Raw genomic sequence first — 16,870 nt, forward strand, 5'->3', positions numbered from 1 at the left:
CATTAGTGACTATAATTGAGTGAGTTTTTATATGACTGAGCAGATAGATAAGGCGCTGGCACGGGAATACGAAGCGGGTTTTGTGTCTGATGTAGAATCAGAAACATTTGAGCCTGGTTTGGATGAAAATGTTATCCGACGTATTTCTGAAATGAAAGGCGAGCCTGAATGGATGCTCGAATGGCGCCTCAGCGCATTTCGTGAATGGTTAGAAATGGAAGAGCCTGAATGGGCTTTGGTCGATTACCCGAAAATAGATTTTCAGTCTATTTCTTATTATTCGGCTCCAAAAAGTATGAAAGATAAGCCTAAGTCTTTAGATGAGGTTGATCCTGAATTACTGCGTACTTATGAAAAACTTGGTATTCCTCTAATAGAGCAACAAATGTTGGCAGGCATCGCTGTTGATGCGGTATTTGACTCTGTTTCTGTTGTGACCACATTCCGTGAAAAGCTTGAAGAAGCGGGTGTTATATTCTGCCCTATTTCTGAAGCTGTTCACAAATATCCTGATCTTGTTAAAAAATACATTGGTAGTGTCGTTCCTAAAAAGGACAATTACTACGCTGCTTTAAACTGTGCTGTATTTACTGATGGTTCTTTTGTTTACATCCCTAAAGGCATTCGCTGCCCAATGGAGTTGTCTACTTATTTCCGTATCAATGAACAAAATACTGGCCAATTCGAGCGTACTTTGATTATCGCAGATGAAGGTAGTCATGTCAGTTATCTCGAAGGTTGTACTGCGCCACAGCGTGATGAAAATCAGCTGCATGCTGCTGTTGTAGAGTTGGTTGCTATGGATAACGCTGAGATCAAATATTCAACGGTTCAAAACTGGTATCCAGGTGATGAAAACGGCAAAGGTGGTATTTATAACTTTGTAACCAAGCGTGGTATTTGCCATACCAATGCAAAAATTTCTTGGACGCAAGTAGAAACAGGTTCTTCTGTTACTTGGAAGTACCCAAGCTGTATTTTGAAAGGCGATAATAGCGTTGGCGAGTTTTACTCGGTTGCTTTGACGCGTGGTCGTCAGCAAGCAGATACGGGTACTAAGATGATTCACATTGGTAAAAACACCAAGTCCACCATCATTTCTAAAGGTATTTCTGCAGGTCGAAGTAATAACAGTTACCGTGGTCTTGTTCGTATGAACCCTGGTGCTGAAGGTGCGCGTAACTTTACTCAGTGTGACTCTCTGTTGATTGGTGATCAGTGCGGAGCGCACACTTTCCCTTATGTAGAAAGCCGTAATCCTTCTGCGATTATTGAGCATGAAGCAACGACGTCGAAGGTCAGTGACGAGCAGATGTTCTTGTGTCGTCAGCGAGGTCTTGATCCTGAAAAAGCTGTATCCATGATTGTGAATGGCTTTTGTAAGGAAGTATTTAAAGAATTACCAATGGAATTTGCCGTCGAAGCGGGCAAGTTACTAGAAATAAGCCTTGAAGGCTCAGTAGGTTAAGGAATTATTAAAGATGTCGAACACGAAAAGTTTGTTGACGATAAAAGATTTGCACGCCAGCGTTGAAGAGAAACAAATCATCAAAGGGTTGGATTTAGACATCAAACCAGGTGAAGTGCATGCGATCATGGGCCCAAACGGCGCGGGTAAAAGTACACTTGGTTATGTTTTGTCAGGTCGTGATGGTTACAGCGTAGATAGCGGTAGCGTGACACTTGATGGTGAAGACCTGTTGGAAATGGAAACGGAAGACCGTGCTCGTGCTGGTTTATTCTTGGCGTTTCAATACCCTGTCGAAATTCCTGGTGTAAGCAACTTAGAATTCTTAAAAGCATCAGTTGATGCGCAGCGTCAGGCGCGTGGCGAAGACGCTATTACTTCTGCTGACTTTTTGAAAGAAGCCAAAGCAGCTTGCAAGCAAGTTAACTTGCCAGTGGCTTTCTTGAAACGTGGTGTTAATGAAGGTTTCTCTGGTGGTGAGAAAAAGCGTAACGAGCTAATGCAAATGTTATTGCTTAAGCCGAAGCTTTGTATTCTAGATGAAACCGATTCTGGTTTGGATATCGACGCCTTGCAAGTAGTTGCTGAAGGCGTAAATAGTCAACGTTCTGCTGATCGTAGTTTTATTGTTGTAACACATTACCAGCGTCTTCTGGATTATATTAAGCCTGACTTCGTGCATGTATTGTCTGACGGTAAAATCGTTAAGAGTGGTGATGCTTCCCTTGCACTTGAGTTAGAAGCTCAAGGTTACGCTTGGTTGCAGAAAGAGCCGGCTGAAGACGAACTTGAGGGGTAATTCATGAGTGAATGGTTAGAAAGCGCCATTGCTCGAGCGCAAGGTATCAATGATTGGCTTGCTCCAAAGCGAGCCCACGCACTTGAACTGTTAGCAAATACCAAATGGCCAACGCGCAAAACCGAAGCGTGGCGTTACACGCCACTTCGCCCGGTAGAACGTACGCAAGCCAAAGTAATAAGCGATAAAATTGAATTGTCACCGGTTGCCATTGCGGATTTATCTGCTATTGAGTTGGTATTTGTAAACGGTCAGTTCGATCAAGCTCAATTAACGAAAACTTTGCCTGAAGGTTTGTCTATCTCCTTGGGTGGTGATTTAGGTTCAGCTCAGCAGGCTAATGCGTTAAGTGTTTTTTCAACGATTAAACCTGAGCGTCATATCTTTGGTCTAGTAAACGATGCGCTAGCACAAGATGTTGTCGTTATTACTGTTGCGGAAGGAGTTGAGATTACTCAACCTATTCGTATTAGTTCTCTGCTAAGTCAGGGGGCAGAATCTCATACACGCGTTCAGGTTGCTCTGGCAGCGGGTTCGCGATTAACTGTTATAGAAGATGTTCAAGCGCAAGGTGAGAGCTTCAATACGGCATTTGTTGAATACAATGTGGCGGCTAATGCACGTCTAGAACATTACCGTTTTGCGCTGCAGACAGGTAGCAATGTTGCTATCGGCGGTAGTCATTTTAACTTGCATGACCATGCGAAAATGAACAGTACAATTGTTGGTTTTGGTAGTGACTTGTCACGTTTGGATACAGACATTATTCATGCTGGTGAGTTTGCTGACGCCAAGCTTAATGCCATGTATTTGCTGGATGGCAAAGAGTTATTTGATCTTCATGCGACTGTTGAGCACGCGATGCCAAATGGTAAAACTGAAGAAAATGTGCGTTGTATCGTAGCCGATCGCGCTCGTGCTATTTTCAATGGTCGTATTCATATTCATCGCGATGCGCAGAAAACCTTGGCTGAGCTGAATAATCGCAACTTGTTGTTATCAGATAAAGCTGAGATTAATACCAAGCCTGAGTTAGAGATTTACGCTGATGATGTGAAGTGTGCTCATGGTGCAACGGTTGCTCAAATTGATAAGCAAGCTTTGTATTATTTGCAGACTCGCGGTGTGAGCCGTTCGAAGGCGCAAGTGATGCTTAACTTTGGTTTTATTAATGAGTTGATTGATTTAATGCCAAATGCGGCGTTAGCGGAGTGGATTCGTCCGATTATCCGTGAGCGTTTTGCGCAAATGGAAGTGAAATAAGCGAGAATCGAATGAGTTTTGATGTAGCGGCTATCCGCGAGCAATTTCCGATTTTAAAGCGCGTAATTGATGGTAATCCGCTTATTTATCTCGATAATGCGGCGACAACGCAAAAGCCGCAATGTGTGATTGATGCTTTGGTGGATTACTACACAACATGCAATTCCAATGTGCATCGTGGTGCCCATCGTCTTGCGGATGAAGCAACGCGTCGTTTTGAAGACGCACGCGACATCGTAAAAGACTATATTAATGCGCCGAAACGCGAAGAAGTCATTTGGACTACGGGTACTACAGAAGCGATTAATATTGTCGCCAATGGTTTGGGTTCTTTGTTGTTACCGGGTGATGAAGTTATTGCAACTGGAATGGATCACCATGCCAATCTAGTGACATGGCAGCAAGCATGCAGAGCCTCTGGTGCGACTCTAAGAACCATTCCAGTGACGGATGCTGGTGAATTAGATCAAGCTGCTTATGATGCCATGCTAAATGAGCATACTAAGTTTGTTGCTTTTCCGCATGTTTCAAATGCCTTGGGTACCGTGAACCCAATTAAAGAAATGACGGCGAAAGCAAAGAAGTTTGGTGCTTGGGTTTTAGTGGATGGTGCTCAAGGTGCCGCTCATGGTCATGTAGATGTGCAGGACATAGGTTGTGATTTTTATGCCTTTTCAGGTCATAAAATTTATGGGCCGATGGGTATTGGGGTACTTTGGGGGAAGGAATCAGTATTGTCGACTTGGCCTGTTTGGCGCACTGGTGGCGAGATGATTTCTACTGTTACTTTGCAAGACGCTACATGGAATGTATTGCCTTATCGCTTTGAAGCGGGCACGCCAAATGTGGGTGATGCCATTGCTATGGGTGAGGCGATTCGTTGGTTTAGCGCCTTGGACCAGGAGGCTGTTGCTGCCCACGAAAAAGCCTTGCTGGATCATGCTACTGAACTTGCCGAGCAATTCGAAGGCTTAACCATTATTGGTACTGCTAAAGAAAAAATTGGAGTACTGAGCTTTGTAATGGATCAGGGGCATCCTGCTGATATCGGTTTTTTGTTAGATCGACAGGGGATTGCTGTTCGTACTGGTGATCATTGTGCGCAGCCTTTGATGGCTCGTTTTGGCGTTCCTGGTACAGCGCGAGCATCGTTCGCGATTTATAATACTTTAGAAGAAGTTGACGCTTTGTTTGTGGCACTGAAAAAAGTGCGAACAATGCTGGCTTAGGAGGTTTTAATGACAGTAACAACGTTTGACCCTGTCTCTAGCGTGTCTTTAAGCGCTTCTGCACAGAAATATTTTGCCTCGAAATTGACCAAGCAGCCAGGTAAGCTAATCCGATTAAGTACCAAAGAGAGTGGCTGTACAGGCTTTTCCTATGTGCTGGATATCGTTGATAGCGCATTTGAAGAAGATACTGTCTTGGAATTTGGCAATGTCACGCTGGCGGTTGATTCACAATCAACTGCTTTGCTGAAAGGCACTGAGATTGACTTAGTACGTGAAGGCGTTAACGAAGTTGTGAAGTTTAAAAATCCTAACGTTGTAGCAGAATGCGGCTGTGGCGAAAGCTTTAGTGTGAGTTAACTTCATGCAAAAAATGGTAGTAACAAATCGCGCGTGTCCTGCGCGACGAGTGCCAAGCGGCGAACCGGTTAGTATTCCTGAAGGTCAGTTTATTACGATTAATCAGAGCTTAGGTGGTAATTATACCGTTACGTGGCAAGGTAATATGCTGCGTATAGATGGAACCGACGCTGAGGCAATTGGTCAGCAACCTGAGGTTTTAGATTTTGAGGATCTCGGTACGGGTGACATTAGTGAAGAGCAGGTCTGGCAAGCGCTAGATACAATTTACGACCCTGAGATTCCGATAAGTTTGGTGTCATTAGGTTTGGTCTACAAGGTCTCTTTAGACCAAAAGAATAAGTCAGTTTTGATCGATATGACTTTGACTGCGCCAGGGTGTGGTATGGGGCCCGTGTTGGTTGGTGATGTAAAATACCGAGTGGCAAAGGTGCCTAATGTGGATTCAGTAAAAGTGGATTTGGTGTTTGATCCACCTTGGTCGCGAGAAATGATGAGTGAAGAAGCTCAATTGGAAGCGGGTCTTTTCTTTTAACCGTTTTCTTTTTGATCGCTTCGGTCATTCAATAAAATCGAATACAATAAGAAACGGCCTTGGTGCTTAGCCAATGCCGTTTTTGTTTTAATGGGCTTAGTGCAAAAAGAGGGTAGTCATGGCTTTACCTAGTACGGAAGATATCGTAGACGATCTGTCGTTTTTTGACGATTGGGAAGATAAGTACAAGTACATCATTGATTTGGGTAAGTCTTTGCCCGCATTTGATGATGCGTGGCGCACACCTGAACGTTTGGTAAAAGGCTGCCAGAGCAGTGTCTGGATTCAGCCGGGCAGTGAGCAGGATGCCATAAAAGGCGAAGTGCTGACGTTTTCGGTAGACAGCGATGCTATTATTGTTCGCGGTTTACTTGGTTTGGTGTTGGCAGCATTGGATCATAAAACACCGCAAGAAATTTTAGATTTCGATATTACGGCGTATTTCGAAGAGCTGGATCTTGAGAGGCACTTGAGTCCAACTCGTGGCAATGGTTTGCGTTCTATTGTGGGTCGCATAAAAGGCATCGCACAGGCTGCTGTTTAAATTTTTTTAATTGTAAAAAAGTAGCCGTTTAATTTTTATTGGAGAGCGTTAAATGAACACCCCAGTCTACCTAGATAATTCTGCTACCACGCCAGTTGACCCAAGAGTGGCTGAAAAAATGATGGCATGTTTAACGCAGGATGGCAATTTTGGAAACCCTGCTTCGCGTTCGCATCTTTTTGGTTGGCGTGCGGAAGAGGCAGTAGAAGAAGCTAGATTGCAGGTGGCGAATTTAATTAAAGCGGACTCTCGTGAGATTGTTTGGACGTCAGGTGCCACAGAGGCTAATAACTTGGCTTTAAAAGGTGTGGCACATGCTTATCGTCAAAAAGGCCGTCATATTATTACTTCGATGATTGAGCACAAAGCGGTATTGGACCCTTGTAAGCAGCTTGAAAAAGAAGGATTTGAGGTAACATATTTGCAGCCTGATGCTCACGGTGTGATTTCTCCTAATCAAGTTGAAGAAGCGCTTCGAGAAGACACGATTTTAGTTTCTTTGATGCATGGTAATAATGAGCTTGGTGTGCTGACGGATATTGCGGCAGTTGGTGAACTGACTCGTTCACGTGGTGTTTTTTTGCATGTTGACGCTGCTCAGACAACAGGGAAGGTTGAGATAGATGTGAATGCCATGAAAGTGGATTTAATGTCTCTTACTGCTCATAAAACCTATGGTCCAAAAGGGATTGGTGCTTTGTTTGTGCGCCGTTCGCCGAAGGTCAAGCTCGAGGCGCAAATTCACGGTGGGGGTCATGAGCGAGGTATGCGCTCTGGTACTTTAGCGACACATCAAATTGTTGGTATGGGCGAAGCATTTCGTTTGGCTGGTGAGGAAATGCAGCAGGATTGTGCTCGTATCCAAGCCTTGCGCGAGCGTTTGTGGTCTTCTTTGAGTGAGTTGTCAGGTGTGCATCTCAATGGTGATGCTAATAACCGTGTTGCCGGCGTATTGAATGTTGGTTTCTCTGGTGTTGATGGCGAAGTCTTGTTGATGTCTTTGAGTGATATAGCGGTATCTTCTGGTTCTGCTTGTACTTCAGCAAGCCTAGAGCCGTCTTATGTATTGCGCACAATTGGTTTGGCTGATGATCTAGCTCACAGTTCACTGCGTCTTTCTGTGGGCCGTTTTACCACCGAGGAAGAGGTGGATTTTGCTGCTGAAACGATTAAAAATGCAGTAACTCGTCTTCGATCCGTGGCTTAGGCGTAAGAAATGGTACTTTTATTCTTGTTTGAATAAATAATGTTTGTTTGATCATACAATTTTAATGAATTGGTGCGTATAATACGCGCGCTGAACTTTTAAGTCCCGGGCCATGCAAAAGGCATCGCCCCTTTAAATTTAATTTGGAGTTATATCATGGCGTTAGAACGCACTCTATCTATCATCAAGCCTGATGCTGTTGCGAAAAACGTAATCGGTGAAATCTACACTCGTTTTGAGCGTGCTGGTTTCAAAATCGTTGAAGCTAAAATGATTCAACTAGACGACGAATTAGCTGGTGGTTTCTACGCTGAGCACAAAGAGCGTCCTTTCTACAAAGATTTGGTTGCTTTCATGACTTCTGGTCCTGTAGTTGTTTCTGTTCTTGAAGGTGAAGGCGCTGTTCTTCGTCACCGTGAACTAATGGGTGCTACTAACCCTAAAGAAGCGGCTGCTGGTACTTTGCGTGCAGATTATGCCACTTCTATCGATGCGAACGCAGTTCACGGTTCTGACTCTGTTGAATCTGCAGCTCGTGAAATTGCTTACTTTTTCGGTAAGTAATTGACAGCTAGGACCTTTATGTCCGATCTGTTTTGTAAAGCGGGCGCTAGCCCGCTTTTTTACAGAGGCTTCTGAAAAGATCATTCTTTTCAGAGGCTTTTTTCGTTTACACTTAATGCTAACTACAGCAAGCGATATTGAATTATGACTGACATCAAAAAAGTAAACCTTTTGGGTTTATCCCCTGAGAAGCTGATTGAATTTTTTGAATCCATTGGCGAGAAAAAATTCCGTGCTACTCAAGTAATTAAATGGATTCATCAAAAGGGCGCTGAAAGCTTCGAGGAGATGACGGATGTCAGCAAGGCGTTGCGTGCAAAGCTGGAACAAATTTGTGAAATTCGTGGTCCTGAGGTTGTATCGCAGAATATTTCTACTGATGGCACGCGTAAGTGGATTATTCGTACGGAAGGTGGCAAGAACGACTGCGTTGAAACGGTATTGATTCCTGATGGTGATCGAGCCACTTTGTGTGTGTCTTCGCAAGTGGGTTGTTCATTGGACTGCAGCTTTTGCTCAACAGGTAAACAAGGTTTTAACCGGAACTTAACCCCTGCAGAAATTATTGGTCAAGTTTGGATTGCGATTAAGTCTTTTGGTCCTATGGATCCAAATGGCCCTCGACGTGTCACCAATGTTGTGATGATGGGGATGGGTGAGCCCTTAATGAACTTTGAGCCTGTTGTTGATGCCATGATACTGATGATGCATGACCATGCGTACGGTTTATCTAAGCGCCGTGTAACCTTAAGTACTTCTGGTGTCGTGCCAAAAATTTATGAATTGGTAAAACGTACTGATGTGTCTTTGGCAATTTCACTGCATGCGCCAAATGATGCGTTGCGTAACGAGCTAGTGCCAATTAATAAAAAATATCCGATTGCTGAATTGCTTGAAGCTTGTCAGTTCTATTTGGAAAATTTGCCTGATAAACGTCATATCACGATCGAATATACCTTGATGTCAGGGGTGAATGACAATGAAGAGCAAGCTCATGAGTTAGCCGAGCTTCTTAAAGTGTTGGAATGTAAAATCAATTTGATTCCCTTTAACCCATTCCCTCATTCTGGGTATGAAAAACCGTCAAATAATAGAACTCGTCGTTTCCAGAAGATTCTGGCTGATGCTGGTTACACAGTGACAGTTCGAACCACTCGTGGTGATGATATCGATGCGGCTTGTGGTCAGTTGGTTGGAGACTTCCATGATAAAACTCGTCGTAGTCAGAAATACATCGAGTTGCGTGAAGTGAAAAGTTAATCTCTTTGAATCATTAATTTTGTATATGACAAGGATGTCTATATGCGTTTGTGGTTATGGCTATTTTTATTGTGTTGTTTGCTTTGTACGTCTTGTGCTTATCAAATAGTTTCTCCAGCCCCGCCTCCTATTTCCGAATCTAAAAGGCTGTCGATTGTTCAGGCGCATCTTTTGCTAGGTCAGTGGGGAGTGGCAAAAAATAAATTGGACCAAATAGATATCACTTATCAAGGACGTGATTATTGGCGATTGCTTAGCTTGTATTGGCTTAGTATTGAGGATTATAGCGAAGCGTTTTTGGTGCACCAAAAAGCCTTGCGAAAATATCCTGATGATGACTTTGTATGGAATAACTATGGGGTGCTTTTAGGGCAGAAAGAACACTGGGATGAGGCTTGTGCAGCTTTCGAAAAAGCAGGGGCAAAGGGCTTAATCAGGCGTCAATCAGTGCAAATCAACCTTTCAAGGTGTGCTATACGTCAGAATCAAGTAAATTTAGCTGAAATCTATCTGAAACAGGCAAAAGAAATTGCGGATTTGCCTCTGATTGGTTTGATGACGGAGCTCAATCTTGTTTTAATACAGGGTAGTAATGACAAAGCTCGCTTAATTTTTAATAATATCCAGGCTGATAAAGAAACTGCCCGAGGATCGGTGCATTTTGATGAATACAACTGTCTGTCGCGGCATTTAATTGCACGCGAGACTGACCCTACACTGTATTCATCTGCGAGTAATTTTACATGCCTGAATGGCTCAAGGTATTGACATGACAACTGAATTTCAAACGGATGCTTCTGTAAGTAAAACAAATATGGACACCATAAATATTGGTAATAGATTAAAAGCAAAAAGATTAGAACTAGAGTTTGATGAAAGGCATGTTGCAACTGAGCTAAAAATTTCTATCGATCAAGTTAGAGCACTTGAAGCAAATAATTTTAAATACTTCCGATCCATAACATTTGCTCGGGGGTTCCTAAAAAGCTATTGCCGTCTTTTGGGAATAGAGCCATCTGAAATGTTACGCGCATTTGATAGTGAGCGAGAAGATACAGAGCCAACAATTAAGCCAGTTGATAAAGTAAATAAGCAGACGAACTTTGGTGATCCTATTGTTATCTTTATTTCGGTTGTCATTGTTGCTGTCCTAGTATTTTTAGTTTTTTGGTGGCCCTCTCAGTCAAGTGTGTCGGTTGCTTCTAATGAAATAAAAAACGAAGTGAGTGAAACTGCTACGGCTCCAGACTTGGACGCTACTGAAGCGTTTTCTGGTGAATCAAGTGGATCTGTTGATACTTCTAATGTCTCTAACTCGAACTCTGGTGCGGATACGGATGTTGCTTCAGTGGATAATGCTGAGAGCGTGCCTAGTGTTCAGGTTGAAAAACCAGCTAGCAATAGCGGTGTTGTAACTGGGCTATCCGCTGAAACAATGGCAATTTTGGAAGAGGCCGGAGTTAAACCGGAGGATGTCATTAGAGCTACTGCTGAAGTTCCTGCTGAGCTTGCTGCTGCGCCAAAATTACCTTCTTATACTGATGAGGTTGAGATTGCTTTTGATGCTGACTGTTGGACTGAGGTGCGTGATGCTTCAGGTAAAATTCTATTTTCAGGTGTCAAATCTGCTGGTAGTCAGTTATCGCTAACGGGCAAGGCTCCTTATCGCATCGTATTGGGTTATGCGAAAGGTGTTTCATCTTTGAAATACAAAGGTGAAGTATTCGATTTTTCTTCTTTTACACATAAAGATTTGGCTCGATTTGAGCTCAAGTAGAGACTCTTATGCATTTTGAATCACCTATAAAACGCCGTCACTCCCGTCAGATCATGGTTGGGAATGTGCCGGTTGGCGGTGGTGCGCCAATCAGTGTTCAAAGTATGACGAACACAGAAACTTGTGATGTTGATGCGACCGTGGCGCAGATTCGTGCTATTGCCGATGCTGGTGCCGATATTGTTCGCGTTTCTATTCCGTCTATGGATGCAGCAGAAGCATTCAAAAAAATACGCGAAGCTGTTTCTATTCCATTGGTCGCTGATATTCATTTCGATTATAAAATCGCTTTGAAAGTGGCTGAGTATGGTGTTGATTGCCTACGGATAAATCCAGGTAATATTGGTAACAAAGATCGTATTCGCGCTGTTGTGGATTGTGCTCGAGACAAAAATATTCCGATCCGTATTGGTGTCAATGCAGGCTCTTTAGAAAAAGATCTGCAAAAAAAATATGGTGAACCGACTCCTGATGCACTAGTTGAGTCCGCTTTTCGTCAAATACAATATTTTGATGAATTGGATTTCCATGAGTACAAGTTGAGTCTTAAAGCATCTGATATTTTCATGACGGTTGAAGCCTACCGGAAAATTGCCAGCCAAATAGATAACCCGCTGCATTTGGGTATTACTGAGGCGGGTGGTTTGCGCTCTGGAACGGTTAAGTCCTCCATTGGGCTTGGTTTGCTTTTAATGGACGGTATTGGTGACACCTTGCGTGTTTCTTTAGCAGCTGACCCTGTTCATGAAATTAAAGTCGGTTGGGACATGCTCCGTAGTTTGAAATTGCGTAATCGAGGTATTAATTTTATTGCTTGTCCAAGCTGTTCTCGTCAAAATTTTGATGTTATTAAAACGATGAATGAGTTAGAAGAGCGTCTTGATGACATAACCATTCCAATGGATGTTGCCGTTATAGGCTGCGTGGTAAATGGACCAGGCGAAGCAAAAGAAGCGGATATAGGTCTTGCTGGTGGTTCACCGAATAACTTGATTTATCAAGATGGTAAACCGGACAGTAAAACAAAAAATGAAACGCTCGTTGATGATTTAGAAAGAATGATTCGTAAAAAGGCTCTCCTAAAAGAACAGGAATTGGCCAATATCATTGTAAAAAATTAAGGATCCATTGTGGCTCGTAAAATTCAAGCGATCAGGGGAATGAATGACATTCTACCTGATCAATCTTCTGTTTGGTTGTATCTAGAAAAAACAGTGGCTGATGTTGTTAAGTCTTATGGATATCAGCAAATTCGTTTTCCTATTGTTGAGAATACGGATTTGTTTAAGCGCGGCGTTGGTGAGACTACAGATATTGTAGAAAAAGAAATGTACACCTTTGATGATCGTAATGGAGAGTCTTTGACTTTACGCCCCGAAGGTACTGCAAGCTGTGTTCGTGCTGCTGATCAGGCTGGTTTGTTGTTTAATCAAACTCAGCGTTTATGGTACACGGGACCGATGTTCCGCTACGAACGTCCTCAAAAAGGTCGCTACCGTCAATTTCACCAAATCGGCGTAGAATCTTTTGGCATGGCAACGGCAGATATTGATGCTGAGTTAATTATTTTATCGGCTCGTCTATGGCAAAAACTAGGCTTGTTGGAACATGTTGAGTTGCAGCTAAATACCATTGGCCTTGCCTCCGAGCGCGAGGCTTATAAAGCTGCTTTAGTCGAGTATTTAACTGAATTTAAAGATCAGCTAGATGAAGATAGTCAGCGTCGATTAAGCACAAACCCGCTTAGAATTTTAGACTCAAAAGACGAGTCGACTCAGGCGATTCTAAAAAATGCACCAAACTTAGAAGATTTTATTGGTGAGGAATCGCAAGCGCATTTTGATTTGCTGCAGGCTATTTTGAAAGCCAATGGCATCCCTTATGTTATCAATCGTCGTTTGGTGCGTGGCTTGGATTATTACGGAAAAACGGTTTTTGAATGGGTGACGACACATTTAGGTTCTCAAGCAACCGTTTGTGCGGGCGGCCGTTATGATGGTTTGGTTGAGCAGTTGGGTGGAAAATCAACACCTGCTGTTGGTTTTGCAATGGGTATCGAGCGCTTGGTGCTTTTGCTCGAAACGTTAAATTTGATTCCTGATGCTGCAAAATTCTCTACTGATGTATTTGTTATTAGTATGGGAGATGATGCAGAACTTGCTTCTTTTGTTTTAGCTGAGCGCTTGCGTGAAGAGAATTCAAACCTTGTCGTTTTGCGCCACTGTGGTGGTGGTAATTTTAAGAATCAAATGAAAAAAGCCGATCGTTCAGAGGCTCGCTTCACGATTGTTTTAGGGCAGGACGAAATCGATAAGGGTATTTGTCAGTTAAAAGATATGTCAACGGGTGAGCAACAGCCTTATTCAATTGACGATGTCGCAACCTATATTAATGCCAAGTTGTAATTTGATTTAATGGAGTGTCGCTTCTCATATATTTGGCGACACCTTGCATGAGGAAGAAAAAGTGTCTGAATTAAAGACTGAAGAAGAACAAATCGAAGCGTTTAAATCTTGGTGGAAAAAGAACGGCGTAATGTTAGTCGTTGCTATCGCTGTTGCTGTTGGTGGTTATTTTGGTTGGCAGGCGTGGAAAACAAGTCAAGCTAACTATACTAGTGAAGCATCTGCACTGTATCAAAACTTGGTACAGGCCTCTGCCGATTTAAGTGATGAAAATAATCAAAAAACGGTCACCTTTATCGCTAAGCAACTTGCAGATGATTATGGTGACACTGGTTATGCAATGTTTGGTCAATTATTCTTGGCTCGTGTAGATGCTGAAAATGGCAAATACGATGAGGCAATTAAGGCATTGGATGATGCTATTGCTAAAACAAAAGATGTTTCTTTTGTGGCAATTGCGAATCTACGGGTAGCACGATTAATGCTTCAAAAAGAAGACTATGCTGGTGCTATGGCTCGTGTTGAAAAAGTTTCTGAAGAAGAGTTTGCTGCACAGCAGCAGGAATTGATTGGTGATATTTTAATTTCACAAGGTAAGCGTGACGATGCGCGTGTTGCTTATCAAAAGGCAAGTGAAGCATTAGGCGTGGGGGTGAATCATCCATTGCTCGATATTAAACTTAAAGATTTGGTGAAAGGTTAATTATGAGCAAGTCTCTTTTTTTCGTCGTGTTGTTTACTGCTTTGATCATTCAAGGTTGCTCTAACTCTCGCCCTGACTTGCCAAGTCCTCCTTCTATAGAAAGTAAGGTTAATTTGAAAACGTCCTGGCGGACTGGTGTAGATGGTAATTTTGGTGAGTCTAGTGAACGTTTTAATCTTGTTGCCGAAAATGGTTCGTTGTTCTTTGTCACTGATAAAGGAACTGTTTATGAGCTTGCACAAGATAATGGAAAGAAAAAAGATACTTTTTCAACCGAATATAGACCTAGTGCAGGTGTAGCGCGTCATGGTGACGTTGTCTATTTTGGTACGTATGATGCTCAACTGATCGCCGTTTCTTTAGCAAGTAAATCGATATTGTGGGAAAAGACGTTAAGTTCTGAAGTGTTGTCAGAAGGTTCTTATGCTGCTGGTAAATTGGCTATTCAAACTGCTGATGGCTGGTTAAGCGTACTTGATGCTGAAACAGGTGATACTCAGTGGCGTGCGAAAGAAGATTTGCCATCTTTGACGGTACGTGGTACAAGCGCACCAGTTATTGCTGACGGCAAGGTTATTGCGGGTTTTGCTAGTGGTAAGTTGAAAGCTTATTCGCTACAAGATGGTAATTTACTTTGGTCGTATGAGGTCGGTAAGCCTGAAGGGCGTTATGAAATAGAGCGATTAAGCGATATAGATGGTCGTTTAGTGGTAGAAAACGGTGTTGTTTATGCTGTTGCCTACAATGGTACGCTTGCCGCTCTTTCGATTGAAAGTGGTCGCCCATTATGGCAGCGTAGTATCCCTAGTTCAGTGGGTGTTGCCGTGCGAGGGGAGCTGTTGGTTGCTGTTGATATGACAAGTAAAGTAATTGCGTTGAACGCTAAAAATGGCACAGAGGTTTGGGAAAATAAAGATCTTGTAGACCGAGATTTAATTACGCCAGAATTTTTCCGTGACTATGTTGCTGTGATGGATCGCGGTGGTTACGTTCATTTACTTGATCTAACAACGGGCGAAGTTGCTGCCCATAAAGTAGCTGATAATAGCGTCCCACCAGGTAGTCGCATGGTGGCAAATGACAAGCAATTATTTATTCTTACGCCGAACTCTAATGTGACGGCATTGAGCTATTGAAATCAGTTTCGATTTCTTCTTAGCGATTTTTCAAGAGGCTGCCATCCCTTTTATAGGGATGGTGGCCGCTTTGTATTTTTATAGGTAAAAAAATGATTCCAGTTATTGCATTGGTAGGTAGACCCAATGTTGGCAAGTCAACTCTCTTCAATCAATTGACGAGATCTCGTGATGCTTTGGTTGCCGATTATCCAGGCTTAACCCGTGACCGAAAATACGGTGATGGTAAACTTGGTGAGCATGAATTTATCGTTATTGATACCGGTGGTATCAGTGGTGATGAGCAAGGTATTGATGAAAAAATGGCACGCCAGTCTTTGTTGGCGATAGAAGAAGCCGATGTTGTTTTGTTTCTTGTTGATGGCCGTCATGGTCTGAACCCTGCAGACGAGATGATCGCTAGTCATTTGCGTCGTTCTAATAAGCAAGTTTCTCTTGTGGTGAATAAGACTGACGGTATCAATGAAGATATCGCTTTGGCAGATTTTTATTCATTAGGTTTTGGTGAGTTACACCCAATTGCTGCTTCTCATGGCAAGGGTGTACATGTCCTAATTGATAAGGTCATGTTGCCATTTGCAGAGCGTGTTGAAGAAGCTAAGAATCAAATTAGCATAGAATCACGTGGCATTCGTATTGGTGTAGTAGGTCGTCCAAACGTAGGTAAATCTACATTGGTAAACCGTATGCTAGGCGAAGACCGTGTTGTGGTTTATGACATGCCAGGCACCACCCGTGACAGTGTTTATATTCCTTATGTGCGTAACGATAAAGAATATACTCTTATCGATACCGCAGGTATTCGTCGCCGTAAACATGTTAAAGAAGCGGTTGAGAAGTTTTCTATTGTTAAGGCTTTGCAAGCCATTCAAGATGCTAACGTAGTTATTGTAGTCATTGACTCCCATGAGGATTTGGTTGAGCAAGATCTACACATGATCGGTTATGTGTTGGATGCGGGGCGTGGTGTTATCATTGCCATCAACAAATGGGATGGTCTTAAAAAAGACGATCGTGAGCATATCAAGAGTGAAGTTGAGCGTCGTTTGGGTTTTGTCCCTTACGCTAAAGTGCATTACATCTCGGCCTTGCATGGTACTGGTGTCGGTGATTTGTACGATACGATTGAAAGTACTTACGAGTCTTGTTATGCCAAATGGACCACAAACCGTTTGACAAGAATTCTTGAAGATTCCATTGCAGAACACCAGCCTCCAATGGTGAATAGTCGTCGAATCAAGCTTCGATACGCTCACCAAGGTGGGTCAAATCCACCACGTATTGTAGTTCATGGTAATCAGACGGATTCTTTGCCAGGAAGCTATAAGCGTTATCTTGAAAATAAATTTAGAACTGTGCTGAACATTACTGGTACACCGATTATTTTTGAATTTAAATCGGCTGAAAACCCGTTTGCTCCTAAGAAATAATCGTTATTTTTAAAAGATAACTCAAGAATCTCTGAGTGCCTTTGTTATACAGGGGGACTTGGAGATTTTTTTATGTAAAATGTATGAAATCTCTTTCTAAATATAAGGTTATTCACTATTCTCGCGCCAATGGCATTAACCTTTTTATAAGCACTTTTTTTATAAGCATCGTTTGTACGTTTGCTTTCTT

The 16,870-nt window shown here is 42.6% G+C and carries 17 protein-coding genes; all 17 read left to right on the forward strand.

Going from position 1 to position 16,870, the window contains the following annotated elements:
- Positions 1-31 precede the first annotated feature (31 nt).
- Positions 32-1,468 (forward strand): Fe-S cluster assembly protein SufB, encoded by a 1,437-nt coding sequence (gene sufB / locus B6N13_RS20475; RefSeq protein WP_169460446.1) that lies wholly within the window; start codon positions 32-34, stop codon positions 1,466-1,468.
- Positions 1,469-1,481: 13 nt separating this feature from the next.
- Positions 1,482-2,267: a Fe-S cluster assembly ATPase SufC gene (sufC, locus tag B6N13_RS20480; protein ID WP_012069059.1), complete on the forward strand. Its 786-nt coding sequence runs from the start codon at positions 1,482-1,484 to the stop codon at positions 2,265-2,267.
- 3 nt (positions 2,268-2,270) lie between these two features.
- On the forward strand, positions 2,271-3,530 hold the full coding sequence (gene sufD, locus B6N13_RS20485) for a Fe-S cluster assembly protein SufD (protein WP_169460447.1): 1,260 nt from the start codon (positions 2,271-2,273) through the stop codon (positions 3,528-3,530).
- A gap of 11 nt (positions 3,531-3,541) precedes the next feature.
- On the forward strand, positions 3,542-4,759 hold the full coding sequence (locus B6N13_RS20490) for a SufS family cysteine desulfurase (protein ID WP_169460448.1): 1,218 nt from the start codon (positions 3,542-3,544) through the stop codon (positions 4,757-4,759).
- Between the two features lie 9 nt (positions 4,760-4,768).
- A complete protein-coding gene (locus B6N13_RS20495) occupies positions 4,769-5,119 on the forward strand; it encodes an iron-sulfur cluster assembly accessory protein (RefSeq protein WP_012069062.1) in 351 nt (116 codons plus the stop codon).
- A gap of 4 nt (positions 5,120-5,123) precedes the next feature.
- Positions 5,124-5,654: a putative Fe-S cluster assembly protein SufT gene (gene sufT / locus B6N13_RS20500; RefSeq protein ID WP_012069063.1), complete on the forward strand. Its 531-nt coding sequence runs from the start codon at positions 5,124-5,126 to the stop codon at positions 5,652-5,654.
- A gap of 118 nt (positions 5,655-5,772) precedes the next feature.
- On the forward strand, positions 5,773-6,198 hold the full coding sequence (locus B6N13_RS20505) for a SufE family protein (protein ID WP_169460449.1): 426 nt from the start codon (positions 5,773-5,775) through the stop codon (positions 6,196-6,198).
- Positions 6,199-6,250: 52 nt separating this feature from the next.
- Complete coding sequence (locus B6N13_RS20510) at positions 6,251-7,405, forward strand: IscS subfamily cysteine desulfurase (RefSeq protein WP_169460450.1); 1,155 nt, start codon at positions 6,251-6,253, stop codon at positions 7,403-7,405.
- A 156-nt stretch (positions 7,406-7,561) separates the two neighbouring features.
- The gene (ndk, locus tag B6N13_RS20515; protein ID WP_013796955.1) at positions 7,562-7,969 is read left to right on the forward strand and encodes a nucleoside-diphosphate kinase; all 408 of its coding nucleotides are present in this window, start codon (positions 7,562-7,564) and stop codon (positions 7,967-7,969) included.
- Between the two features lie 144 nt (positions 7,970-8,113).
- Positions 8,114-9,229 carry a 23S rRNA (adenine(2503)-C(2))-methyltransferase RlmN gene (gene rlmN / locus B6N13_RS20520; RefSeq protein ID WP_012069067.1) on the forward strand — a complete coding sequence of 372 codons (1,116 nt, stop codon included), beginning with the start codon at positions 8,114-8,116 and terminating at the stop codon, positions 9,227-9,229.
- A gap of 189 nt (positions 9,230-9,418) precedes the next feature.
- The gene (locus B6N13_RS20525) at positions 9,419-9,997 is read left to right on the forward strand and encodes a hypothetical protein (protein ID WP_248280398.1); all 579 of its coding nucleotides are present in this window, start codon (positions 9,419-9,421) and stop codon (positions 9,995-9,997) included.
- A complete protein-coding gene (locus B6N13_RS20530; RefSeq protein WP_169460452.1) occupies positions 9,981-11,006 on the forward strand; it encodes a RodZ domain-containing protein in 1,026 nt (341 codons plus the stop codon). The genes B6N13_RS20525 and B6N13_RS20530 overlap by 17 nt, the downstream gene beginning before the upstream one ends.
- Before the next feature lie 8 nt (positions 11,007-11,014).
- Positions 11,015-12,127, forward strand: coding sequence for a flavodoxin-dependent (E)-4-hydroxy-3-methylbut-2-enyl-diphosphate synthase (gene ispG / locus B6N13_RS20535; protein ID WP_012069070.1), 1,113 nt, complete (start codon positions 11,015-11,017; stop codon positions 12,125-12,127).
- 9 nt (positions 12,128-12,136) lie between these two features.
- A complete protein-coding gene (hisS, locus tag B6N13_RS20540; RefSeq protein ID WP_169460453.1) occupies positions 12,137-13,411 on the forward strand; it encodes a histidine--tRNA ligase in 1,275 nt (424 codons plus the stop codon).
- A 61-nt stretch (positions 13,412-13,472) separates the two neighbouring features.
- Positions 13,473-14,114, forward strand: a complete 642-nt coding sequence (locus tag B6N13_RS20545; protein ID WP_169460454.1) for a tetratricopeptide repeat protein — start codon at positions 13,473-13,475, stop codon at positions 14,112-14,114.
- 2 nt (positions 14,115-14,116) lie between these two features.
- Entirely contained in the window at positions 14,117-15,250 is a 1,134-nt protein-coding gene (bamB, locus tag B6N13_RS20550) for an outer membrane protein assembly factor BamB (protein ID WP_012069073.1), read from the forward strand.
- A 92-nt stretch (positions 15,251-15,342) separates the two neighbouring features.
- Entirely contained in the window at positions 15,343-16,680 is a 1,338-nt protein-coding gene (gene der, locus B6N13_RS20555; RefSeq protein WP_072837715.1) for a ribosome biogenesis GTPase Der, read from the forward strand.
- Positions 16,681-16,870 lie beyond the last annotated feature (190 nt).

This window comes from Marinomonas sp. UCMA 3892 (genome assembly GCF_012726345.1).
Lineage (GTDB): Bacteria > Pseudomonadota > Gammaproteobacteria > Pseudomonadales > Marinomonadaceae > Marinomonas.